Genomic DNA, 23,132 nt, shown 5'->3' on the forward strand with positions numbered 1-23,132 from the left:
CTTCATCTTGGCCAGCTGTGGGATCGTCGGGACAACACCGTGCCGGTAGGGATGGGCTACGGCCGGAGAGTAAGGGTTGAATGCAGTCGAAGCCGCCCCGGCAGAGGCGGTCTGCACGCCGACCAGGCCGAGGGTAGCTAGGCACCCGCCGGCGACCACCGCCGAGAGCCGCCATCTGGACAGATGCGTGGGAGTCATCGTGTCTCCTTTCCCGCGGCCCGCCGGTGACGGCCCGTCGACAATGTTTCCCAAAGAGTACAAACGTGCAATAAGGGCCGAACCTACGGCAAGTCGTAGGCCTAATTTGCCTAACTAGGCTGTAGACCCTTGAAAGCCGCGCAGCGCTAGAGTCGCCTCCAACCTCGCAAAAGGGCCTGAGCAGCAGGGAGTTGGGGGAGGCAGTATGCGGCTTGATTCACGACCGATCCCGAGGCGTCGTTTCCTGGGCTACCTCATAGCAGCGCCGACCCTGGCGGCCGTCGCTCCCCTCGGCCTCGAGTTCCTGTCCGATCCGGCCGGGGCGGTGATCCCCTCGGCACCCGAACCGTCGGAAGAGTACGACCTCAGCGACCTGCTGAACGACGCCGCCATGCCAACGTCGAATCTCATCGCCGTGGTGGTCAACACCGACGGGACCGTGTCGTTTGCGCTTCCGCGTGCGGAGGTGGGACAGGGCATCACGACCGCGGTGGCGATGACAATCGCAGACGAGATGGACCTCGCCCTGCACAAGGTCTCGATCTCGCTCGCCGATGCGCGACCGGAGCTGGTGTGGAACCAGCTGACCGGCGGGTCGAACAGCATGCACTCGCTGTTCACCCCCGTGCGCATAGCAGCCGCGACCGCGAAGGGAGCACTCCTGGAAGCCGCGGCGTTGCAGCTCGGTGAGGTCGTCGATGCTCTAACCGCGAATGACGGCGTCATCACCGCTCCGGACGGCCGGACCCTCACCTACGGCTCGCTGGCGCAGAGCGCTGCCGTCGAGCAGACGACGGCCATCCCGGTGCAGCTGAAGCCGGCCTCCGATTTCACGGTCGTCGGCACCCCGCAAGGTCGCATCGACGCGCTCGACATCGTCACCGGCCGCAAGCAGTTCGCCATGGACCTCGAGATCCCGGGTGCGTTGCCTACGATGGTCCGCCGGCCCCCGACCATCAACGGCACGGTCGGATCAGTCACGAACGTCGAGGAGGTCAAGGCCACCTACCCCGGGGTGACGGACATCGTCGTCGTCCCGACCGGCGTCGCGGTGCGGGCACAGACATTCGGCGAATGCATCGATGCGGTCGACGCCCTGAACGTCACCTGGGTACCGGCCGCCGCGGCCGGCAAGTCGGACGATTCGGTGCTCGCCGAACTGCGCGCCGCCGAACTTCCCTTCAGCGTTACGAGCCTTCCGCTTCTGACGAAGACCATCGACGAGACGTTCACCTTCTACTTCGTGAGCAACAGTCCGCTGGAAACGAACTGTGCCGTCGCGGATGTGACGTCGAGCAAGGCCGAGATCTGGTCAAGCTTCAAATCCCCGATCGTCGCCCAGCAGATCATCGCCCAAGAGCTAGGCCTGTCCCAGGAAGCCGTCACGTGCCACGTGGTTCAGGGCGGTGGTTCATTCGGCCGGCACCTGTTCTGGGACGCCGGGCTCGAGGCAGCGCTGATCTCCAAGGCCATGGGCAAGCCGGTGAAACTGATGTGGCACCGCGCTGACGACTTCCGCCAAGGGCGGATGCACCCGATGGCCACCTCCCACGTACGCGCGTCGTACCTCGGAGGCGACGTCCTCGCATTCGAGCAGCGGCACACCAGCGTCTCGACCGACTTCTCGCACGGGCTTGGCGAGATCCTCTCCGCCGAGGTCACCAAGATCCCCGAGGGGAATACCCTTGCGTACTCGCAGGGCGTCTTCGAGCTCACCCAGGACGTCCCGTACAACTTCGGTGTGACCAACCAGTTGCTCAACGAGGTCGACATGGCCTTCAACACCGGCAGCTGGCGCAACATCTACAGCCCGGACGTCGCGACGGCCACCGAGCTCGTCGTAGACCGTCTGGCAGCGAGAATGGGGCAGGATCCCTACCAGTTCAGGCGGGCGTTCCTGAAGGACTCGCGCCTACTCGCTGTTCTGGACAAGGTCGCTCAGGCCGGCAGCTGGGGGCGGTCGATGCCGAGCCTCACCGCTCAGGGCCTGGGACTGCACAAGGAGTACAAAGGCGCCGTCGCCGCGCTGGTCGAGATCGACTGCGGACCGGATGCAACCGGCCGCACGATCGTCGACGGGTACGGCGGCCCTCGCGTCACCAAGGTAGTGATAGCGGTCGATGTCGGACTGCCGATCAACCCGCTCGGATTGGAAGCGCAGATGATGGGCGGGGCAATGGACGGAATCGCCAAGGCGCTCACCTTCAGCCTGCACATCCAAAACGGGATCCCCCTGGAGGCGAGCTGGGACAACGCGTACTACACGCGCCAGTGGAACGTCCCGTTCGATCTCGAGGTGATCGTGATGCCTCCGACTACGGGCGTCCCCGGCGGTGCCGGCGAGCTAGCCGTAGCGCCAGTGATGGCGGCCGTGGCCTGCGCTTACGCCAGGGCCACCGGGACGATGCCGACCCGCTTCCCGATCAACCACAACCAGCCGCTCGGCTTCACCCCCTACCCGACCGAACCGTCCGTCCCGGTCGAGCCGACAAACGGTCTGACACAGGAGTTCTGACGACATGTCCGACATCGGTTCATACAGCTTCACGGTCAACGGACAGGACGTGACCGTGCAGTGCCCGGGAAGCCTGCGCGTGCTGTGGGTTCTGCGGGACCTGCTCGGGATTCACGGTCCGAAGTACGGGTGCGGTCTCGATGTCTGCAAGGCCTGTACCTGTCACATCGACGGTGAAGCGTTCAATCCCTGCTCGGTGGAGGTCCAAGACGTCGTCGGGCACGAAATCACGACCATCGAGGGCCTGGCGGCGACGGCAGGTGCCCAGCTTCATCCCATCCAGGAGGCCTGGGTCAAGCACGACGTTGCGCAGTGCGGCTACTGCCAGCCGGGACAGATCATGGCGGCAGTCGCTCTCGTCAACCGCGTTCTGGCCGAGCAAGGAGGAGCCGGCCCGGTGAACCTCACCGACGACGACCTCGACACCCTGCGAAACGTGTGCCGGTGCGGGACGTACTACCGGATCAGGGAAGCCATCCGCGACTACGCCGCAAACCTGTGAATCGCCACGGGGCGAGCCGCTGCATCCATCCCTCGGCTTCATCGACCTCCATCGGGTCGCCGACGGCCCTCATCCCGTGCGCAGCCATCAGCCGAGATAGCTCATCGGGATCGGGTCCTCCCGCGGTTGTTGGCTCGTCGCCGGCCCGGGTGGGGCGTCCGACTGCACGGACGAACTGCATGAAGCTGTCGTCGGCGTGGACCTGCAATGCCCATGCCGGCCCGCGCATCACTCGGAAGGTGTGAGGGACCCCGCTCGGGAACGGCACCCACGTCCCACTGCCGGCGACCGTCACCTCGTCGCCGCACCGGACGACCATCGTCCCCTCCAGCACGTAGAAGCTGTCGTCCAACCCTTCGTGGACGTGCAATGGCGGCGAGGCTCCCTCGGGAAGCCACACCTCTGCGACCACCATTGGTTCCCGCGGCGCGCTCAGCTGCCTTATGCGGACGCCGAGGAACGTCCAGTCATCGACCAACCGCGTGGTCATGCCGAGGTCGGGGCGAAGTCGATGACGACGCAGGGTTCGTCACCCACCACCCAGGCGTCGTGGCCAGGGGCCACGACGTGGGCGTCACCGGGGCCGAAGTCCAGCTCGCGCCCGTCGTCCATGCGGACGTGGAAGTGCCCGGAGAGGATGACGCCGGTGTGGGCCACCTGGCAGGAGCTGGTTCCTACTGCGGGGGCGATGTCCGTGGACCACTTCCACCCCGGCTGGAGCACGCCACGGGCGATCGTCGCTCCAGGCAGGTTGACGACCTCGAGAAAGCCATGGTCCGTGGTCCGTCGTTCGTCCGGCGACTGCAGGTTCTTTGCCTCGAGGGTGGCCTTGGTGTCGGCGCTCATGTTGTGTTCCTCCTTGGGATATCCGATGTGACCAATCCTGCGGACGGCATCCGGCGCCCACATCGGGAGGAACACGTAATCCCGAACGCGACTACGTAGTGTCGAGAGAATGCGTTGAACCCAGCCTTCCAGGGGCCAGACGGGCCGCCAGCTCCGTACGGCTACGGGTGCCCGTCTTGCGGAGGAGAGACTCGACGTGCTTCTCGATCGTCCTTGGTGAGAGGTGGAGTGCCGATGCGATCTCTTTGTTCGCCAGCCCGCTTACAAGGAGCCGCAGGACATCCGCCTCCCGGGTGCTGATGCCGAGATCCCGCCAGGGATTGGGGCTGTTTTGCCTGAGCAGCTCGTGGCATCGTTCGGCGAGAGCAGGCAGACCCCGCAATGCGAAACCGTCGGCCGCATCGGTCAGCCAGCGTTGAGCACCGGCCCACCCGCCCTCGAGTGCCACCGGGGCAGCGAGGAAACGCGCCAGGTCCGCCCATCCGTCGCAGTTGGAAAACTCAGCGGCCGCGGCGGCCACCAGTTCGCGGGCACGATGATGGTCACCCCGGCGACCCGCCAGGACCGCCTCCGCATAGTGGATCATCCCCCGGTTGAGGTCGAAGGCGCCCACACCCAGCCGGCGCGCCTCGTCGATCGCCCGTTGGGCCCGTTCGTCGCCCCGGGACGCGAGCACGAGCGGCCACAGCGCCCGCACTGCCGCCGGCTCCGCGTGAGGGAGCCGTCCCAGGATGGCCATTCCGCGGGCGTACGGCTCGATCGAAGCGTCCTCCTCTCCGGCCAACAGCAGTGACATGCCTCGCATGGCCCACGAGAAGCCTTCCAGCATCTTGTCGCCGGGCGCGGCCGTGACGGCCAATGCCGCATATCGCGCCGCCGCCGCCGGATCGGCACGCATACCGGCGCTGCCGGTCAGGTGAGAGAACGCCTTGGCGCGGACCAAGTCGAGTCGTAGGCGCTCGGCGATTTCGATTGCCGAGTGCGCGTGCATATCGCAGGCATCCAGGTCCCAACGACACGTGAACGCTGCAGCCAGCTGCAGATCGAGAATCGCCGCTGTGCTCACGGCGCCCATCTGCTCTGCCGCCTGTCGGGCTTGCAGCAGACGTTCGACGCCGGCGTGGTTGAACAGGTCGATGGTCCCGAGCTCGTGCAGGGCACGCAACCGCCACAAAGGCAGGTCCGCGGCCTCGGCTGTGATCAGCGCGTCCTCGAATGCGCTTCGTGCAGCGGCCAGGTCCACGGGGCGGCGGCTGCGACCGACGATCTCGAAGGCGTGGCAGCGGATGTCAGGTGTTGCGCCTTCGGTGTGAAGGATGGATTCAGCCAGATCCCTGGCGGTCTCGTGGTCGTCCGACGCCATCAAGACGTCCGCCTCGAGAACCGCCGCGCGCGCGGCCGCTCGGGGCGAAAGATCGCTCCCAGCAAGGGACCGGACCTGTTCGAGGTGATGTCGGGCCATCTGCCACCGTGCCGCTGCGACCGCGGCTTGCGCGAGACGGAGATGAACCTCGACTCGAAGCGCCGCCGTCGACGGGTCTGGACCGAGCCGGATCATGAGGCGTCCGCCGACCGCCGCGGCCTCCTCCGATCGTCCGGCCAAGGCCAGTGCCTCGACGAGTTCCAGTTCCGCGTCAGCCTGCTCCGCGGCTCCCTCGAGCAGCTTTGCTGCCCGCTGCAATGTTTCCGCAGCCGTCGCCAGCGCTCCCCATCGGAGCGACTCGCTGCCGGATTCGTGAAGCAACCCTCCCGCACGGCAGCGGTCTCCGGCCCGCAGAGAGAGGTCGATCACGAGGTCCCGTTGATCTGCGCTCAGCTCTCGGTTCGAAACTGCGGCCAGCGCAGCCTCGGCGAGCTGGCGCTGCCGCGGCGGGATGATGGTTCCGAGCACGGCCTCTCTCGTGAGCGCGTGCCGGAAGCGAAGCGCCGTTCCTTGGCTCGACAGCAGCAGGGCATCAACGCCTGCGACCAGTGCCGTGGACACGACCTCGTCCCTATGGCCGGTTATCGGGGCGAGCAGTTCCCAGTCGAAGTGGCGACCGAGTACAGCAGCCGTCTCTATGACGTAGCGGTGTGAAGTCTCCATTTCGTCGAGGCGTGCCCTAACGGTTGCTGTGAACCCCTCGGGCAGCCCGGGGGAGGCGAGGAGCTCCTCGACCAGTAGCGGGACTCCGTCCGAAGCTTCCTGGACGCGGTCGATCACGTCATCTGGCGCTTGAGGCTCGCAGGCGCGCACCATGGCGGCGAGCTGTTCACCGGTGAGCCGGTCCAGCGTCATGAAGACGGCGCCGGAGCGTCCTCGCTGCCGGCGGGCCATGTCGAGCGCTGCTGACGGCGAGCTGTCCCGCATCGTCATCACCAGAAGGACGCGCGAACCGCGGAGGTTGTCCGCCAGGTATTCGAGCACCGACACCGTGTCCGGGTCGGCCCAGTGCAGGTCCTCCAGCACGAGGACGAGCCCATCGGGAGCGATCCGAAGGAGCAGTTGGAGTACTGCCTCACCCCGAAGGCTTGCCGCCTCGTCGCCGGGAGCGACCCGCCCCCGGACGTGCATGGGGAGCACCGGCTCGAGAAGTGGAATCCACCGGGAGACCGCCGGATCGTCGGGGAGTTGGCCATCGCGCAGGAGTTGCAGCAGCGCTTCTGTGAGTGGCCGGTAGGGGGTGGAGGTGGACGACGGGACAGAGCGTCCCGTCGTCACAGTGGCCCCTCGATCACCTGCCCACTGTGCGACCTCCCGGCCGAGACGGGATTTCCCGATTCCCGGCTCCCCGGCGATCACGACCGATCTGGCGTTGCCTCGCAGCGCTGAGTCCAAGGCGTCGCGAAGCGTCGCCAGCTCTGAGTCGCGCCCGACGATCACCGGGCAGAGCCGCTGCCCCATCTCCCTAGTGTGCCGGACGCCGTTGTCTCTCGCACCACATCGGGTTGTGGGGGACGCGCGCGACCCCGTTCAGCTCGTCTGCTCGGCGCGAGGGTTCAACCGTGGGCGGCTGATCACGAGCGTCAGATATGAGCCGGGTCGGCTCAATGCTCAGCTCGGGCAGGTGATGTTCGGATCCGTCGACAGCGTCTTGACCGAGGTGGCGGTCAGCTGAAGCTGAGTGAGGGCGCATGTCTGGGTCGGGCCGGCGACGAGCAGCGCGTTGGCCGGATTGGTCTCCTCGACGAGGTCGTAGATCCCCGGCGCCACATGGCTGATGTCGATGTACTGGTCCGGGGTATCCCACGTGTAGACGTCACCCCATCCCGGCGATATCCCCTCGACCACGTAGGCGCCGCCCGACCCGCTCGATCCCCCGGTCCCGGCGGGAATACCGATGTCAGAGGGCACGTTACAGCCTGGCTGGCCGACGAACTGCCTCGAGCCGTTCGGTCCGGTGGTCCCATACCCGAAGTAGTCGTCGTCGGAGAGGCAGAAGGACTCCTTCAGCCCCGAGCCCACCGCGGTGCCGACCCCGCCATCGGCCGCGACGTTGTAGAGCGTGAAGGAGATCAGGTTCTTGTAGTGGAAGTGGCCGTGCTCGGGGTGGAACTCGCAGCCGCCGCCAGACCTGGTTACCGGCGCTCCGGAGGTAGTGAAGACGACCTGCTGTGTCTGGCATTCACCGGGCGCGAACCCGCTCTGCGGCACCCCCGACCCGCTCGACGTCAACCAGGGGATCTGGACTTCGAGCGCCCCGGCACCGGTGTTGCGCACGTCGCTGGTGAAGCGCAGGCACCGGGTCGTGGGGTTCTCGACGCCCGATGGGGACGGGTTGTCGAGCCCGAACGTTTCGTCGGCGTAGCACGAGTTGGACGTCGGCGCGTTGACCGGGAACGGGAACCCGAGGGGGGTCGAAGCCACCGGTGGGAGCCCGCTGACAGCCAGGTCGTAGGCCGGCACGGCCTGCAACACCGGAAGCTCGAAACAACCGGTCGTGGAGCCGACCGTGGTGTTGCACGACGGCGCCGGCGGGGCCCAGGTCGATCCCGACTCCAGGCGCACTTCGCCGGTGTACGCGGCGTCGGTGTCCTCGGCATAGGTGACGGTGACGACGATCGTGTACGTGCCCGGCACCGGCGAGCTCACTTCGACCGACTGGCCGTTGGCACCGATGCCGTTGCCGGCTGCTACCAGGGAACCACTCGGGTCGTAGACGTAGAGGTCGAACCCGTCGTCGGCATTGAACGTTCCGCCCGGCCCGGTGACGGTGTTCTGCAGCGCCACGAGAAACGTCCCAGAGCTCGCGTTGACGAAGGTGAATTCCTTGCACGGAGCGACGCAGACGGGAGGCACTGGGCTGTCGACCAGAGGCAGCGGGGTGGGGTTGCCCACCGCCCCGGAGAAGTGGAGCGGTGGGTTGGAGCCGCTGAGCGTGCCGATCGCGGCTGCCGGAGTTGGGCTGGGGGGCACGGTCGGGGGACCGACGGGCGGACTCTGAGCTCCAGCCGGCCAGGCGAACAAAGCCACCAGCGCCGCGGCTCCTGCAACGACGATTCCCCCAGCCCTGCGACGCATGAAAGCTTCTCCCTCAGCCGAGTAGCGCCCGAAAGGCGCATTTCCGCCACCAGCGTACCTAGCTGGAAGAGACACGCCCTCTAGGGCTCGGTGCGCATTGAACGGAGCGTCTCGACGGCGGACGGGGAAGTGAGGTCGACGACCGTCCGGATCGGCTTGCAGTCGCCGGTGACCGCGGCAAGCGGCTCGATTCCGGATGCGTCGCCGGCGGTGAGCAGCACGAACCGGGATGCGCCTGCGGATTGCAGCACCGCGGCCTTGGCTATCACCCTCCACAGGTGCTCGGATCGTTTCACTCCCGGCCGGTGGGTGGTGAACCCGCCGGCGACCTCGAACTGCCATGTCCGGCGACGCCCGTCGAGCGCAGTGAACGTGACTTTCACACCGCCGGGTTGCCGCTGGTTCTCACGGACGTCAGCGAAACCCGCCGTCACCAGCAGGTCTCGGGCCAGCTCCTTGGCCGCATATCCCGCAGCCACCGGGTCGCCGGGGGCGTCGGAAGATTCGGCCGGAACCTTTACCTCGATCCTGGTCTCCGCGTCCAGGTGTCGGCGGGCCTCGTCCACCCTGGCTTCGGCGAGCCGCACGTAGGACTCGTCCAGGTCGTAGCCGGCGTAGTGCCTTCCCGTCGTGACCGCCGCGACTGCGGTCGTGCCGGAACCCGCGAACGGGTCGAGCACAAGGTCGCCGCGGTAGGTGTACAGCTGGATAAGCCGCGACGGGAGCTCCACCGGGAAGGGCGCAGGGTGCTTCACCCTTCTCGCGCTTTCCGCTGGTAACTCCCACACGTCGAGCGTGTACTCCATGAAGTCGTCGCGCGTCATGGACCCCTCGGATGGCAGGCCGTGGCGCGCACGGGCCTTTGCCGGCACCGCCCTGTCGAACCGGCCCTTGCTCGCGACGACAACTCGCTCGGTGAGATCACGGAGCACCGGGTTCGCCGGCCGCTGGAAACTCCCCCAGGCGCACGAGCCCGACGAGCCGCGCTGCTTGACCCACACGATCTCGCCGCGAAGAAGCAGCCGCAGGTCGTCCTGCAAGATGGCGATGACGTCGGCCGATAGCGATCGGTAAGGCCGCCTACCGAGATTTGCGACGTTCACCGCGATCCGTCCGCCCGGCTCCAGCTTCCGCGCGCACTCGGCGAACACATCCCGCAACATCTGCAGGTACTCGAGGTAGGTCGCCGGGATCCCGCCCTCCCCCAGACCTTGCTCGTACTCCTTGCCCGCGAAGTAGGGCGGTGACGTCACGACCAGCGCCACCGAGCATTCCGGCACTTCGTCCATGCGGCGGGCGTCGCCGACTATCAGCTTGTCAACCGCCCGGTTGGCCGCGACCTCGGCTTCGGCCGAGACAACAGGTGGCGTGAAACGCCCGTAAAACCCGCTGGCGTCGTGGCCCTCACGCTTCGACACCCCGAACGCCGAGGTGGAGGTCGACCGCCTTGCCATCGAGTTGCTGATCCTAGGTGCCACGCCGACGGCTCTCCCTAAATCGCTGGCGCAGCCGCCGCGGTCCCGGTAGACCGTCAATGCGCGTAAGCGGCCTCTTCGGTACGCACGTCGTCGACCAGATTCCCGAGAGTCAGCTGGATGTCGTCGACGTGATAGCCCCACAGCGGCCCGAGCGACTCCGTGACGACCGGGCGCGTGTCGCCGGCGGTCGCGACGTGGTTCACCTGCAGCCAGGTCGCGCCGGCGGCGCTCTCGCACGACGCGCTGTACAGCCCCGGATAGGTGACCCACGGGGTTCCGACCTTCGGCACGGGCGGCGACGGGTAGTAGGGGTCCAGGGTGCCGGTCCCACCCGCCAGAGCTGCGGGGTCGACGCAAGCAACCTGCTGGCCCGACCGCGCTGTCTGCAGCGACATCAAGCTGACACCTTGTCCTGGGCGCCCGAAGAACGAACCCGCCGGCGGCTCGGACGGGAAGGTGGAGTAGGCGATGACGCAACCGGTTGAAGACTCCGACGTGCACAGAGGCAGGTGCTGAAACGACCCTCCCTCCTGCTTCCCCGCCGCCACCTGCACATTGCCGCCGACGATGATCGCCACGACTGTCCTCGCTCGGAGCGTTGGACTGGGGTCGACCTCGTTGGCCAGAAGGCGGATGAGCATCGCGGCGCCCTGCGAGTGGCCGACGAAGATGATGGGGCGGCCGTCGTTGTAGTTGTGGAGGTAGTCGTTCCAGGTGCCAAGGAGACTCTGGTAGGCGGTGTTCAACGCCGGTAACCCACCCGCGAACAGAGCCGAGAGGGTCACCTGTCGGTACATCGGGGCCCACACGTCGCAGACCTGCGAGAAGCGTTCGGCTTGTATCTTGGCCACCCCCGTCTCGGAGTCCTGGATCGTCAGGTCGGCGTTGGGCCCCTTCTCCGGGCTGACGGTCGGGTAGACGTAGAAGCAGTCGAAACCCGGCCGGACGGCTGGGCTGGCGGGGACCGCTGCACGGGTCCCGCCGGCCGACACCGCTGTCGCGGACAGGTTGCCGGTGCAGGGGTCCGGAGCGACCCCCGGACGGCACAGCCACACCGTGCCCGCGGCGTCGGTCCGTTCCGCGGCGCCGGAGGCAGCCCGCGTCGTGCCGGTAGCAGCGGGGCGGTGCACCGGGGACGAGCAAGCGGCCACGGCAACGATCACGGCCACCAGAGCGAGGCCGGATCGGCAAGGCCGCTTGGGGCGTCGCATCAACGGCGAGTCTGCCACCGCCCCGACGCTGCGAGGCGAGGTTTGGTCTTCCCCACCTAACATCGGCTTCCCACAAGAGAGTTGGTGCTTCACGCGCCCCGGAGGTACTCCTGAAATGGCATCGTCGGGCGGATGGTTCGAGTCGGTCGCTGAAGCGCAGCGGCGCGCCAAGAAGCGCTTGCCGAAGTCTGTCTACGGCGCGCTGATCGCCGGGTCGGAGAAGGGGCTCACCGTCGAGGACAACATTTCCGCCTTCGCGGAGCTGGGTTTCGCGCCGCACGTCGCGGGGTTCTCGGAGAAGCGCGACCTGTCGACCACGGTGATGGGTCAGCCGATCTCCATGCCGGTGCTCATCTCCCCGACCGGGGTCCAGGCCGTCCACCCCGACGGTGAGGTCGCCGTCGCCCGCGCGGCAGCCGCGCGCGGTACGGCGATGGGGCTCAGCTCGTTTGCGAGCAAGCCCGTCGAGGAAGTGATATCCGCCAACCCTCAGACGTTCTTCCAGGTGTACTGGGTGGGCAGCCGCGACGACGTGGCCCGCCGGCTCGAGCGCGCCAAGGCCGCAGGGGCGGTGGGGCTCATCGCCACCCTCGACTGGTCTTTTTCCCACAGCAGGGACTGGGGGAGCCCGCACATCCCCGAGCGCATGACGTTGAAGGAGATGGTGCGCCTCGCGCCCGAGGGGATCGTCCGGCCCAGGTGGCTCGTGTCCTACCTTCGCAGCGGGCGCCTGCCGGACCTCACGGTCCCGAACATGACGTCGCCGGGGGAGAAGCCGCCCACCTTCTTTGGCGCGTACGGGCAGTGGATGCAGACTCCACCGCCGTCGTGGGACGACGTTCGATGGCTGCGCGAAAAGTGGGGCGGCCCGTTCATGTTGAAGGGGATCGTCAGGGTCGACGACGCGAGACGAGCCGCCGACGCCGGCGTGACCGCTATCTCGGTCTCCAACCACGGCGGCAACAACCTCGACGGGACTCCCGCGACGATCCGCACGCTCCCTGCCGTGGCGCAAGCGGTGGGGAACCGGGTCGAGGTGCTCCTCGACGGCGGGATACGGCGCGGCAGCGACGTGGTGAAAGCGGTCGCGCTCGGCGCCAAGGCGGTGATGATCGGCCGGGCCTACCTGTGGGGGCTTGCAGCCAACGGTCAGGCGGGAGTCGAGAACGTGCTCGACGTGCTCAGGAACGGGATCGACTCGGCGCTGCTCGGTCTCGGCAAGAGCTCGATCGGCGAGCTCGGCCCCGGCGACGTGATCGTCCCACCGGGTTTCGAGCGCCGCCTCGGGGACTAGCGAATAAGACAAATCCGGTCATTTACGCCTAACCTTCCCGGCTAGCCGACGGCTGGCCCCGCGGCCGAGACTGGGGAGACCGGACATTGCGTTCACTAGCGAGGAAAAAGAGCGGGCCCCTCCGCCGGGCCGCCTTCTGGGCGGCAATCGGGGGGCTGCTGTCGACGACACTGGCGTTCGCCGCGGTCGCCACCAGCAGCGGTCCCAACGTGCTGCTGGTCGGGTCCTATCAAGGCAGCACCGGCGAGTTCGCCACCATCCAGGAAGCGCTCGCCGTGGCACAGCCCGGCGACTGGATCCTGGTCGGGCCCGGTGACTACAAGACGACTTCGAGCAGCACACCCGCAGGGGATCCGGGCGAGCCATCCGGGGTCCTGATCACCACACCGGACATCCACGTCAGGGGGATGGACCGCAACACCGTTGTCATCGACGGGACCAAGTCGGGACCCCAGTGCAGCAACGCCGCGGGTGACCAGAACGGTCCCCTCAACGGGATCATGGACTACAAGGCAGACAACTCGTGGATCGAGAACCTCACGGTCTGCAACTTCCTCGCCGGCGCCGGCACGACCGGCAACGAGATCTGGTGGAACGGCGGCGACGGAAGCGCACAGGTCGGCGGTTGGGGCTACTGGGGCAATTACCTGAACGCGACGAGCACCTTCTACGACCCCAAGAATCCTGCGACCGCGGCGCAGTACGGGATCTTCTCCAGCAACTGGAATGGCGGCGCGTGGGACCACACCTACGCCAGCAACTTCAACGATTCCGGCTACTACATCGGCGCCTGCCAGAACCAGTGCAACCAGACCGTCGACGACGCCTGGGCGGAGTTCAACGCGCTCGGCTACTCCGGCTCCAACTCCGGGGGAAACCTCGTCGTAGAGAACTCGCAGTTCGATCACAACGAGGACGGCTTCGACACCAACAGCCAAAACGGCGACAACCCTCCCCCGCAGGACGGCGCCTGCCCCAACGGGGGGATAAGCAAGATCACGGGAACCCATTCCTGCTGGGTGTTCATGCACAACTACGTGCACGACAACAACAACCCCAACGTCCCGTCGGCAGGCCTCGCGGCCGCCGGCCCGGTCGGGACGGGGATGTCGTTGTCAGGAGCGCGTGACGACACGATCATGGACAACCTCTTCGTCAACAACGGAGCGTGGGGGACGATCCTCGTCCCCTTCCCCGACAGTGGGCCTCCCTGCAGCGGTGGCACCGACACGCCGGCCGCCTGCATCTTCGACGAGTGGGGCGACGCGGTCATCGGCAACACCTACGAGCACAACGGCTTCTTCGGGAACCCGACCAACGGTGACATCGGCGCCGGCAACCTCGAGCCCGGCCCGACGGACTGCTTCGGGGGCAACGTCGAAGTCGGCGGCGCCGCGGTGACCACCAGCCCGCCGTTGGCGCAGAGCCTGTACCCGTCCTGCACCGGCGCGACCGTCCCACCAGATCTCAACGCACCCTTCCTGCAGCAGGCGGCTTGCGACTCGGAGGCGATCAATATCGGGCCCGTGACCGGCGGCCAGGCGTGCCTGCCGACCGACAACTACCCGCGGCGGACCGAGGTGGAAATGCCCCCGCTGCCCGACGCGTCGTTGTTGCCGAGCATGCCCGATCCGTGCGAGGGCGTGCCGGCGAACGCCTGGTGCCCCGCGACCTGATCGGGCTTGGCTAGACCACTAGCTGGTCCACTGACGCGATCACCTCGAAGCCGTCGCGGACACGGAGCCAGTCGCGGTTGGCGCGATGGAGGCCGTCCGAGCCGTCGTAGCGGTTGAGGAACACGGTCACGGGAATCGGCGCGAGCGCCCAGACGGACAGGCGCACCGCGTTGATGGTGCCGAGACCTGCATCGGCGACGAGCAGCACACGGTCGGCCTTCAACGCTCGGGCGAGGTCAGTGGCGTCGCCGTCGGCCGCCTGCGGTGAAGCCACGCCGCCGGCGGCCTCGACTATTCCGAGGTCGACGTCGCTCGCCGGCCAACTCCTGTCCACCTCCGCTATGAGGTCCTCGAGCGACGGCGGTTCCAGACCCAGCTCGGCCGCGGCCATCGGCGGCGCCATCGGCACGGGGTACCAGCGGTGCGGCGGGCAGACCAGCTCGGGGGCCTCGCTGCTGGCGGCGCCAAGCACGTGGGCATCGGTCATGTCGTCGCCGGCGGCGAAGGACTGCGCCGGCTTGCGCACCGCCACCGTGAGACGTTGTGCTCTGATCGCGCTTGCGAGGCGTGCTGCCACCCAGGTCTTGCCCACCTCGGTGCCGGTTCCGGTGACGACGACGATCCGTCTGGGCCTCATGTCAGGGAGGTCGCGAGGTTGTCGAGCGCAGCACCCAGTCTCCGCACGTCCGACATGGCGTGTGCCGCGGACAGGGCGACCCGTAGGCGGCTGGTCCCGGGCGGGACCGTGGGTGGCCTTATCGCTGGGACGAGGAGGCCCTCTTCCAGCAGCCGGTTCGATGCACCGACCGCTGCTTCCTCCGACCCGAGGACTACAGCGATGATCGGCGAGGCATGGCCGGACCGGACCGCGTCGACGTTGCGGCGCAAGGCGGCGCGCAGATCGCGTCCTTCTCCCGATTGGCACACCGACACGGCGGCCAGGGCCGCCGCCGCGCTTGCGGGAGCGAGGGCCGTCGTGAAGATGAACGGCCGCGCGCGATTGACCAGAAGATGCACCCAGCGACGCGTCCCGACGACGTAGCCGCCCTGGGATCCGAGCGCTTTGGACAGGGTTCCGACCCGCAGGCAGTCGGCGTCGGGATGGACGGGTTCTGCTTCGAAGACAGCGTGTGCGTCGTCAAGCACGAGAAGTGCTCCGTGGCGGGCGCACATCTCTGAGAGACCTTGAACCGGGGCGAGATCACCGTCCATCGAGAACACCGTGTCGGAGACCACGAGCACTCTCCCGCCGGCGCTCCTGACGAGCTCGGCGGCGTGATCGACGTCGCGGTGGCGGTACACGGTCACCTCGGCGCGCGACAGGCGCGCACCGTCGATGATCGACGCGTGGTTCAGCTCGTCGGACACGATCCGGGTGCCACCGCCGAGCGCCGCGAGCACGGCGATGTTCGCTTGGTAGCCCGTCGGGAAGACCAAGGCCGCCTCGGCGGCGCGCCATGAGGCGAGAGCCTCCTCCAACTCCTCGTGAACGGGCCGGCTGCCCACGACGAGCCTGGACGCGCCGGCGCCGGCGCCCCACCGTGCGACGGCGTGCTGCGCCGCGGAGATCACGGCTGGGTGGAGCGAGAGACCGAGGTAGTCGTTGGATGCGAAGGACACGGCGTGCGAGCCGTCCGGAAGCTTGAAGTTCGGGCTGCCGCCGTCGAGAGTCCGCAGCTCGCGCCACCGCCCCGCGCGACGGATGGACGAAGTTTCGGCGTCGAGCCAGCGCGCCCACTCGCCGCCGGGGTTCAGGATCTGCATACGGTCTCGATCGCGGACTCGACAACATCCGCGATCCGATCGATCTCGTCGGCGGTCGAGGTGAGTATCGGCATCACCACCACGACGTCGCCGAGCGGCCGGAGGAGAACACCGGCGTCGACCGCCGCCGCACATACCCGCCTCCCCCACCGCAGGCCGGGTTTCGGCGGCGCCAGCTCGACGCCGGCCATGAGCCCGCACGTCCTCACGTCCGCGACACCAGGGTGACCGCTCAGTGTTCGGAGCCGCTTCGCCAGTTGGGCTCCGCGCTGCTCGACGTTGTCGAGGACGTGCCATTCACTCAAGAGCCCGAGATGGCGCAAGCCGACGGCCGCGGCGAGCGCGTTGCCTCCGAAACTGTGCCCGTGATAGAGCGCCTCGGGACCGAGGTCCTCGCCCAGGAAGGCGTCGGCGACTCGCCCCGACGCAACTGTCGCGCTCATCGGCAGGTAACCGCCGGTGAGCCCCTTGCCCATGCACAGGATGTCCGGCCGGACGCCGCACGCATCCGACGCGAACAACGAGCCTGTGCGGCCGAAGCCGGTGGCCACCTCGTCGCATACAAGGAGTACGCCGGCTTCCCTGCAGGCACCGGCCAGGCGGCGCACGTCGCCCGGTTCGGCGACATGCATACCGGCGGCACCCTGAACGAGCGGCTCGACGACCAAGGCAGCGAGCGAGCCCGCGTGCTCCTCCAGGGCGGCGAGCGACTGATCGAGCCACTCGTCGCACCTGTAACCGGGTGTTCGCACGACACCGGGAAAACGAAGCGGGTCGAACAGGTCGGTGCCGAATCCTCCGTCCCCGAGCGAGAGCGAGCCGACGGTGTCGCCGTGGTACGCGTCCCCCAGGACGAGATACCGGGTCCTCGTGGTAACGCCCTGGTTCCACCAGAACTGGAAGGCGATCTTCAGGGCCTGCTCGACGGCGGCGGCCCCGTCCGACGCGAAGAGGAACCGGGGATCGTCCACGGGTACCACGCCGGCAAGCGCTTCCGCGAGTTCCACGACGACTGTGTTGCCGTTGCCCAACAGGGTCGAGTGGGCGACCTTGCCCGCCTGCATCGTGAGAGCGGCGTCGAGTTCGGGCACCCGGTGCCCCAGCGTGGTGACCCACAGGCTGGAGATGGCGTCGAGGTAACGCCGCCCGGCGACGTCGATCAGCTCGCGGCCTTCTGCTCGCTCGACGATGACAGGGCGGTTGCCGGCGTACGCGGCCATCTGCGTGAAGCCGTGCCACACCCTGGCCTGGTCGCGCCGGATCCAATCCGCCGCGGGGTCCGTCTGCACCGCGTCACGGTAGCCCGGGTGCGCAGAGGCGGCCCAACGCTGGGGGCAGCGCCTCCCTCAGGCTCGTATCCCTGCGTTACCCGCTGCCGCGAGGTTCAACCAAGCGAGCCCGTCAGCGCGAGGGGTTGGCTCCATACCACGCGTACGTGCTGCCGATGTGTGCCGAGGGCGGCCCGAGAAGCCATGTGAGGAAGGACAACACCTGCGCGGGGTACGCGCAGGCTCCCGGTACGGCCAAGACGGATCGGACGTGCCAGGCTCGCCATTCCGTCGCAATCGTCGCCCGTGTGGTGGGGGATTCGTCGGGAGCGCTTCCCGAGGCCAGGTAGGTGAAGACCTCCGCTGTGGTGCTGTCGTAGGTGTAGCCGAGCAGCGTGCTGTAAGCCACTCGTCGCCCTCGGCCCTGCGGCACGAAGAAGGAACCGCCCGGCATCTTGAACCGGATATCCGAATCCGCCTGCCAGAGGATGGGGTCCGGGTAGGTGCCCGAGGGGAACGGGAACACGACCGCCACGCTGCCCTCCGGCACAGGTTGGGAGGCAGCACTGAAACCCGCCGGCGTGGCGTCAGGGCCGACGCCTGAGACCAGCCCTGCAGGGAGGAGCGGCAAGAGAGCGACCAACGCCATCGCGCAGACTCCGGCCGTCGACTTGGCGGAACCGACCCCGCGTTCGACCCAACGCCGGTGGATTCCGTCCATCAGCAGCGCGCCCACGATTGCAGCAAACAAGGTGACCTGCAGCGCGAAACGCGCGGGGATCAGGTTCTCGAGCAGCGGGAGTTTGCTCAGAAGGGCCTCCGGGAGCGGGATCCTGCCAACCGCTCCGCCCGCCCCGTTGAAGGCGGGAGACGATCGAATGGCCAGAGCGCCGCCCAACGAGAGGATGAAGGCGACCACTCCCGCCAGCCCCGCGACCAGCACCGCCTTGTCCCGCCTTCGCCAGAAGATGCCTGCCAGGAGCATGACGATGAGGGGCAGGCCGAGATAGCTGCCGTTCTCCACGGGGCTGCTCGCGAAACGGTCCGCCGTCGCTCGCCACGACGGGACGGACAAGAGCTGCAGGCTGTCCGGCACGAACGGCGCCAGCAGGTTCGACCTGTAGGTCTGAGCCACCAGTTGCACGGGGCCGGCGACATGGGCTGGCCCTCTGGCCATGAAGAGAACCGGCCACACGAGCAGAACAGCTGCCGTGACCGTCCCCACGCCTATGCCCCTGACGACGTGAGCAAGCCGCGGGTGTACCTCCGCGGGTGACACGAGCGCGGCAATGATGATTGCAGCCGCGGACATCAGCACCGTTTCGAGAAGGACCTCGCTGGACACGAAGAACTGCGCGACCACGAGCAGCCCTAACCCCAATCCCCATCGCCAGGCGCGACCCTGCTGGCGGATGGTCAGCTCATAGACGCAGAGCACTATGAGCGGCACCAGTGCAGCGAAGGACAGGTTCACGTGGCCGAACCCGTGCGCGATCTCCTCGGGACCGAAGCCGTAGAGGAGGCCGCCTGCGAACGCCGCGGGACGCCAGCCGACCACGCGCCGGATGAGCAGGTAAGCGGTGGCGGCGGACAACGGCAGGGCGAGCGTGAGGCTCAGGTTGAAAGCTGCGATCGGTCCGAACAGCACTGTGATCGGGCTGAACACGAGACTGAGAAGGGGCGCCCCGGCGTTGAGCAGGACGTTGACTCCCCCCGGATAGTTGGCGTAATCGGAGTACAGGAGGTTGTGCCCGCCGGACACGGCCCGGACTGTCCACTGGTCGAACCACACGTTGCGCCACTGGTCCCCTCCCACCGGCATGTGGGTCGCGCCGCCGGCGGTCCAGATCGGCGCGAAGACGATGAACCCGAGCACGAGGTACACGGCGACGGCCGCAAGGTCGCCGGTCCAGGCCCGACGTGTGGCCGCCGGGTCGAGTGTGTCTGCCGGTCCTGTGGGTTCGCGCCGCCCCTCCGCGACTGCCGAACCCACCCCTCAGGTCCTGTAGGTCCGCGGGGCGCGATACGAAGCGCCGACGACGGGCCTACCGGTCCTTGACGTCCACCGCCACTGCACTGAGATCCGCCCCGGCACGCCGAGCTTGTATTGCTTCGGAACCGAATGCTGCCAGTCCGCTTGGCATCGACCACCCATCACCAACAGGTCCCCGGGGCCGGGTTCCACGACGTGACCCTCCGATTCCCCGCCGGCGAAGCCGTCGCGGAACGGGCGCAGAGCGAACGGCCTCGGGCCGCCCAGGGTGAGAATGGCGACGATGGTGTCATCGAGGTACCTCAGGTCGCGATCGCGGTGGAATGCCATCCCGTCGCGACCGTCGCGGTAGTAGGCCATCCCCCCGCCGCTCAACGTCACACCGTAGTGACGCATGAGTCGGCGCCGCGCTTCAGCCAGGGCCTCCCCCGCAGGTCCCGGAATGTCGCGCGCCCCCGCCCCCAGCCGCGGCTCGTCGACCCACTTCTCGTACCGGAAGACCCTTCCCATCCGCCACGGCGCATTCGCGACCACCTGTTCGAAGAGGCGATCGCCGTCCGGCAGCCACCCTTTGCCCAGGTCGACCCACGATCCACCACCGAGATCTACCCGCTTCACCGTTTGGGTGAACACCGTCATCGGCGTCGAGGCTAGAGCATCGCCGTTCTGGCGGCACCGCTAAGGCAGGCTGGAAGCGATGCCTGCCACGGATGAGCGAATCCCGCCATTGCCGGGACCGCTGCTGCGCGTCGCGGCGGACTACGCCTGGCGGCTGGTAGTCGTCGGGTTCGTCTTCTACTACGGGGTGGGGCTCCTGGGCCGCCTGGCGCTGATCGCGATCCCGTTCCTCGTCTCGCTTCTGGTGACAGCGCTGCTCAGGCCGGTTTTCAACTTCTTCGTCCGCCATGGAGCGGGGCGGGGTACGGGGACGCTCGCGACGGTCGCCGGGTCGTTCATCCTGCTGGGGGGTCTCATGACGCTCGTCGTGATCCGTGCCGCCGAGCAGGCCCCCCAGCTCGGCAACGAGATCAACTCGCTGATCCCTCACGTCAAGCACTGGCTCATCCACGGGCCGTTGCACCTGAACCCGAAGTCGGTCAACAACCTGTCGACGACGATCACCCAGGACATCACCAAGAATTCCTCTGCTATCGCGTCCACCGCGCTGTCGACGACGAAGTCGGTCCTCGACGTCGCAGGGGGCTTCCTGCTGGTGGTGTTCTCGACCATCTTCCTGCTCTACGACGGCGAGCGGGTTTGGAGGTTCAGCCTCCTCGCCGTTCCTTCCGCTTTCCGTGACCGGATGGACGCGGGCGGCAGGGCTGCCTGGGTCACGCTGAGCCACTACGTCAGAGGCACGCTGGTCGTAGCGGCATTCCATGGCACCGTGATGGCGATAGCGCTGACGTTGCTCGGAGTCCCCCTTGCCTTCCCGCTCGCGGTCGTGATCGGCCTCGGGAGCTTCGTGCCCCTCGTGGGAGCGATCCTGACGGGCATTCTCGCCGTCGGCGTAGCCGGCCTGAGCAGAGGCTTGGTGGCGGCGATCATCGTCGTGGCGGTGCTTCTCATCGACGGCCAGATCGAGGGGCACCTGCTGCAGCCGTTCGTGGTCGGTCGTTACGTACGGGTACACCCGCTGGCCGTGGTGCTGGCGCTGGGTGCCGGCGGCCTCCTCTTCGGGATCTTCGGTGCCATCGTGGCGGTCCCGATCGTCGCCTGCCTCAACAGCGGCATCAAGGCCGCCAGAAGTGCGCCGCCGGAGCCTTCAGTACCGGAGGAGACCACCCCGGCGGCCGGCGACGGCCGCGATCAGCCCGAGGGACGAGGCGGGATTCCACCCGGGGGTGGATGACTCCGGGCGGTCACGCCCGTAGCCTCGAAGTGTGGCGAGCGACGACGAGTTCCGCAGGGTCGCCGAGGAGATCAGGGCCCTGGCCAGGTCCCTCGCGCGCGACTTCAGGGACGCCGTCGACCAGTCGCGGGCCGGAGGCAGCCGGGCGGGCGAGGCGGTCCGCCACGGCCTGAAGGATGTGGCGGACGAGGCGCGCCGCGGTGTGCACGGCACGATCGCCGGCTTCCAGCCGCGCCCGCGGTCGCACAGGTCCCGCCATCGCGGGTGGTACCCGCCGGCCCCCCCGGGCGGTGATGCCCGGTACGGCGGGCCGCCGCACCGGCCCCGACAGCGCAGCCGCCACCGATCGAGCGGCCGGAGACGGCGCGGCCTCCCGCCGGTCCGCCACCGCTGGGATGCCACGACCGTCATCGGAACGCTGGCGGTCGTCTTCGGAGTCGCATGGCTGCTCGACGCGGTCCACGCCGCCCACATCTCTGCGGAAGGAGCCGTCGCCGCCGGGCTGATGGTTCTCGGCGCGGCGATGATCGTCACCGGCAGGACCGACTGGAGCCTGAGCCGGCGCTCGTGGCCCGTCTTCGCCGGGGCGGCCCTGATACTCGTGCTCGTAGCCACATCGAACACGTTCGGTGTGGGGTCGGGCACGAGCGGGCTGTCGTTTGGCAACAAGGTGGTCCCGGTCTTCCAGTCGGGGCAGACGGTGCAGAACGGCTTCGGCAACCTCACGGTCGACGCATCGAGACTCACCGCCGGGCAGAAGGTCACCGTGGAGAACATCGTCGGCAACATCCACGTGACCCTCCCCCATGGCCTTCCCGCCCGCATCGACGCCAGGATCCTCGCCGGCGTGATCTGCATCGACGGGCGCGATGTCGGCAACGGCGCGGGCGCGTCAGCCCACGAGGTCCTTCCTGGAGCGCCCGGCGTCGCTCCGGTGATCGTCGACGTGCACGAAGCGTCCGGCCGGATACTCGTCGGTCCGGGGGGGTGCAGCAAGTGAGCACCGCCACGGTGCAGCCCGCCCCCCAGCCTGCTGCCTCTCCAGCCCTCCCGGACCCTGGCGTCGCTACCTACCAGTACAGGACGTCACGCGTGGCGGTCGGAATGTTCTTCCTGCTGCTCGGCGCTGCGTTCCTGCTCGACAGCGCCGGCGTCTTCCGTGTGACGGCGGCTCTTTTCTGGCCGTTGTTCGTCATATCGGTCGGCGCCGGCCTGCTGATCCACAGGGCGCGGCGGCTGCAGGTCGAGGAGGACCGCAGCGCCCAGCTCGCCGTCGCCGAAGAGCGCGTGCGGATCGCCCGCGAGCTCCACGACATCGTCGCCCACGGCGTCTCCTTGATGACCATCCAGATCGCAGCTGCCCGCAGGGTTGCCGCGACCAAGCCCGAAACGGCAACGGAGTCCCTGGAAGCCGCGGAGCAGACCGGCAGGCAGACCCTCACGGAGCTGGAGGGGATGCTCGCGGTCCTCCGCGGCGCCGACGCGTCGATAGGCGCGGCAGCGGCTGGAAGCGGCCAGGCGGCGGCCGGACCCGATTATTCGCGGACGCCGCTTCCGCGCATCGCCGACATCCAGTCCCTCGTCGACTCGGTCCGTCAGGCAGGGCGCGAGATCCGGTTCCAGACGCTCGGCGAACCTCACCAACTCGCGGCGAGCGTCGACATGATCGTCTACCGGGTCCTGCAGGAGGCGCTCACCAACGCGGTCCGCTACGCCGGCGATGCGCCGATCGACGTACAGCTCATTTTCGCACCCACCGCGGTCACGGTCTTCGTCGACGACGAGGGCCCCGGAGCCGGAGCCGTGTCCCGCCACGCCGGCGGCCCCGCCGCCGGGCACGGGCTCGCCGGCATGCAGGAGCGTCTCACCGCAGTGGGGGGCATCCTGGAAGCCGGTCCTCGCAAGCCGGGTCCCGGCTGGCGCGTGTACGCCACCATCCCCGCCATCCCCGTCAGCTAGCCCCAGACGACGGCTCCTGCCGAGCGCCGGGATCGAACGTCGAGGGCAGGGCATGGCCTCGCCCTGTACGCCCAT

At 68.1% G+C, this 23,132-nt stretch carries 19 protein-coding genes; 7 read left to right on the forward strand and 12 right to left on the reverse strand.

What is annotated here, in order from left to right; translation table 11 throughout:
* A partial coding sequence (locus VNF71_13230; GenBank protein ID HVA75514.1) for a hypothetical protein occupies positions 1-198 on the reverse strand: 198 nt, incomplete at its 3' end.
* Positions 199-403: 205 nt separating this feature from the next.
* On the opposite strand from VNF71_13230, the gene VNF71_13235 reads away from it, so the two are divergent.
* Positions 404-2,713 (forward strand): molybdopterin cofactor-binding domain-containing protein, encoded by a 2,310-nt coding sequence (locus tag VNF71_13235; protein HVA75515.1) that lies wholly within the window; start codon positions 404-406, stop codon positions 2,711-2,713.
* Between the two features lie 4 nt (positions 2,714-2,717).
* A complete protein-coding gene (locus tag VNF71_13240; GenBank protein ID HVA75516.1) occupies positions 2,718-3,215 on the forward strand; it encodes a (2Fe-2S)-binding protein in 498 nt (165 codons plus the stop codon).
* Here VNF71_13240 and VNF71_13245 read toward each other — a convergent pair.
* The 6 genes from VNF71_13245 to VNF71_13270 form a co-directional block, all read right to left on the reverse strand.
* Entirely contained in the window at positions 3,178-3,705 is a 528-nt protein-coding gene (locus VNF71_13245; GenBank protein ID HVA75517.1) for a cupin domain-containing protein, read from the reverse strand. The two genes, VNF71_13240 and VNF71_13245, sit on opposite strands and share 38 nt — an antisense overlap.
* A complete protein-coding gene (locus VNF71_13250; protein ID HVA75518.1) occupies positions 3,702-4,061 on the reverse strand; it encodes a cupin domain-containing protein in 360 nt (119 codons plus the stop codon). The genes VNF71_13245 and VNF71_13250 overlap by 4 nt, the downstream gene beginning before the upstream one ends.
* Positions 4,062-4,152: 91 nt before the next feature.
* Positions 4,153-6,945 (reverse strand): AAA family ATPase, encoded by a 2,793-nt coding sequence (locus tag VNF71_13255; protein ID HVA75519.1) that lies wholly within the window; start codon positions 6,943-6,945, stop codon positions 4,153-4,155.
* Between the two features lie 150 nt (positions 6,946-7,095).
* On the reverse strand, positions 7,096-8,562 hold the full coding sequence (locus VNF71_13260; GenBank protein HVA75520.1) for a hypothetical protein: 1,467 nt from the start codon (positions 8,560-8,562) through the stop codon (positions 7,096-7,098).
* Between the two features lie 80 nt (positions 8,563-8,642).
* Positions 8,643-10,016 carry a site-specific DNA-methyltransferase gene (locus VNF71_13265; protein ID HVA75521.1) on the reverse strand — a complete coding sequence of 458 codons (1,374 nt, stop codon included), beginning with the start codon at positions 10,014-10,016 and terminating at the stop codon, positions 8,643-8,645.
* Between the two features lie 77 nt (positions 10,017-10,093).
* Positions 10,094-11,251: a DUF3089 domain-containing protein gene (locus tag VNF71_13270; GenBank protein HVA75522.1), complete on the reverse strand. Its 1,158-nt coding sequence runs from the start codon at positions 11,249-11,251 to the stop codon at positions 10,094-10,096.
* 115 nt (positions 11,252-11,366) lie between these two features.
* On the opposite strand from VNF71_13270, the gene mftD reads away from it, so the two are divergent.
* Together mftD and VNF71_13280 are read left to right on the forward strand one after the other, a co-directional pair.
* Entirely contained in the window at positions 11,367-12,545 is a 1,179-nt protein-coding gene (mftD, locus tag VNF71_13275; GenBank protein HVA75523.1) for a pre-mycofactocin synthase MftD, read from the forward strand.
* Between the two features lie 86 nt (positions 12,546-12,631).
* The gene (locus VNF71_13280) at positions 12,632-14,221 is read left to right on the forward strand and encodes a hypothetical protein (protein ID HVA75524.1); all 1,590 of its coding nucleotides are present in this window, start codon (positions 12,632-12,634) and stop codon (positions 14,219-14,221) included.
* 10 nt (positions 14,222-14,231) lie between these two features.
* On the opposite strand, the gene VNF71_13285 is transcribed toward VNF71_13280, so the two are convergent.
* The 5 genes from VNF71_13285 to VNF71_13305 all read right to left on the reverse strand — a co-directional run bounded on the left by VNF71_13285 (position 14,232) and on the right by VNF71_13305 (position 19,885).
* On the reverse strand, positions 14,232-14,858 hold the full coding sequence (locus tag VNF71_13285; GenBank protein HVA75525.1) for a dethiobiotin synthase: 627 nt from the start codon (positions 14,856-14,858) through the stop codon (positions 14,232-14,234).
* Complete coding sequence (locus VNF71_13290; GenBank protein HVA75526.1) at positions 14,855-15,985, reverse strand: 8-amino-7-oxononanoate synthase; 1,131 nt, start codon at positions 15,983-15,985, stop codon at positions 14,855-14,857. The genes VNF71_13285 and VNF71_13290 overlap by 4 nt, the downstream gene beginning before the upstream one ends.
* Positions 15,973-17,274 carry an adenosylmethionine--8-amino-7-oxononanoate transaminase gene (gene bioA / locus VNF71_13295; GenBank protein HVA75527.1) on the reverse strand — a complete coding sequence of 434 codons (1,302 nt, stop codon included), beginning with the start codon at positions 17,272-17,274 and terminating at the stop codon, positions 15,973-15,975. The genes VNF71_13290 and bioA overlap by 13 nt, the downstream gene beginning before the upstream one ends.
* Positions 17,275-17,386: 112 nt before the next feature.
* Positions 17,387-19,246 carry a hypothetical protein gene (locus tag VNF71_13300; protein ID HVA75528.1) on the reverse strand — a complete coding sequence of 620 codons (1,860 nt, stop codon included), beginning with the start codon at positions 19,244-19,246 and terminating at the stop codon, positions 17,387-17,389.
* A 3-nt stretch (positions 19,247-19,249) separates the two neighbouring features.
* Positions 19,250-19,885 (reverse strand): alpha-ketoglutarate-dependent dioxygenase AlkB, encoded by a 636-nt coding sequence (locus VNF71_13305; GenBank protein HVA75529.1) that lies wholly within the window; start codon positions 19,883-19,885, stop codon positions 19,250-19,252.
* A 58-nt stretch (positions 19,886-19,943) separates the two neighbouring features.
* On the opposite strand from VNF71_13305, the gene VNF71_13310 reads away from it, so the two are divergent.
* The 3 genes from VNF71_13310 to VNF71_13320 are packed head-to-tail and all read left to right on the forward strand — an operon-like array spanning position 19,944 to position 23,057.
* Positions 19,944-21,098: an AI-2E family transporter gene (locus VNF71_13310; GenBank protein HVA75530.1), complete on the forward strand. Its 1,155-nt coding sequence runs from the start codon at positions 19,944-19,946 to the stop codon at positions 21,096-21,098.
* Between the two features lie 31 nt (positions 21,099-21,129).
* Positions 21,130-22,098: a hypothetical protein gene (locus tag VNF71_13315; GenBank protein ID HVA75531.1), complete on the forward strand. Its 969-nt coding sequence runs from the start codon at positions 21,130-21,132 to the stop codon at positions 22,096-22,098.
* A complete protein-coding gene (locus VNF71_13320) occupies positions 22,095-23,057 on the forward strand; it encodes a histidine kinase (protein HVA75532.1) in 963 nt (320 codons plus the stop codon). Before VNF71_13315 ends, VNF71_13320 begins: the two co-directional genes overlap by 4 nt.
* Positions 23,058-23,132: the final 75 nt, after the last annotated feature.

It is taken from the genome of Acidimicrobiales bacterium (assembly GCA_035533095.1).
Classification (GTDB): domain Bacteria; phylum Actinomycetota; class Acidimicrobiia; order Acidimicrobiales; family Palsa-688; genus DATLUM01.

Bases quoted from the DNA above. Each gene is read 5' to 3' on its own strand.
- VNF71_13270 (HVA75522.1), bottom strand. From the start codon at position 11,251: ATGCGACGCCCCAAGCGGCCTTGCCGATCCGGCCTCGCTCTGGTGGCC.
- VNF71_13310 (HVA75530.1), top strand. From the start codon at position 19,944: ATGCCTGCCACGGATGAGCGAATCCCGCCATTGCCGGGACCGCTGCTG.
- VNF71_13235 (HVA75515.1), top strand. From the start codon at position 404: ATGCGGCTTGATTCACGACCGATCCCGAGGCGTCGTTTCCTGGGCTAC.
- VNF71_13245 (HVA75517.1), bottom strand. From the start codon at position 3,705: ATGACCACGCGGTTGGTCGATGACTGGACGTTCCTCGGCGTCCGCATA.
- VNF71_13285 (HVA75525.1), bottom strand. From the start codon at position 14,858: ATGAGGCCCAGACGGATCGTCGTCGTCACCGGAACCGGCACCGAGGTG.
- mftD (HVA75523.1), top strand. From the start codon at position 11,367: ATGGCATCGTCGGGCGGATGGTTCGAGTCGGTCGCTGAAGCGCAGCGG.
- VNF71_13290 (HVA75526.1), bottom strand. From the start codon at position 15,985: ATGCAGATCCTGAACCCCGGCGGCGAGTGGGCGCGCTGGCTCGACGCC.
- VNF71_13265 (HVA75521.1), bottom strand. From the start codon at position 10,016: ATGGCAAGGCGGTCGACCTCCACCTCGGCGTTCGGGGTGTCGAAGCGT.
- VNF71_13260 (HVA75520.1), bottom strand. From the start codon at position 8,562: ATGCGTCGCAGGGCTGGGGGAATCGTCGTTGCAGGAGCCGCGGCGCTG.
- VNF71_13250 (HVA75518.1), bottom strand. From the start codon at position 4,061: ATGAGCGCCGACACCAAGGCCACCCTCGAGGCAAAGAACCTGCAGTCG.
- VNF71_13255 (HVA75519.1), bottom strand. From the start codon at position 6,945: ATGGGGCAGCGGCTCTGCCCGGTGATCGTCGGGCGCGACTCAGAGCTG.
- VNF71_13240 (HVA75516.1), top strand. From the start codon at position 2,718: ATGTCCGACATCGGTTCATACAGCTTCACGGTCAACGGACAGGACGTG.
- VNF71_13305 (HVA75529.1), bottom strand. From the start codon at position 19,885: ATGACGGTGTTCACCCAAACGGTGAAGCGGGTAGATCTCGGTGGTGGA.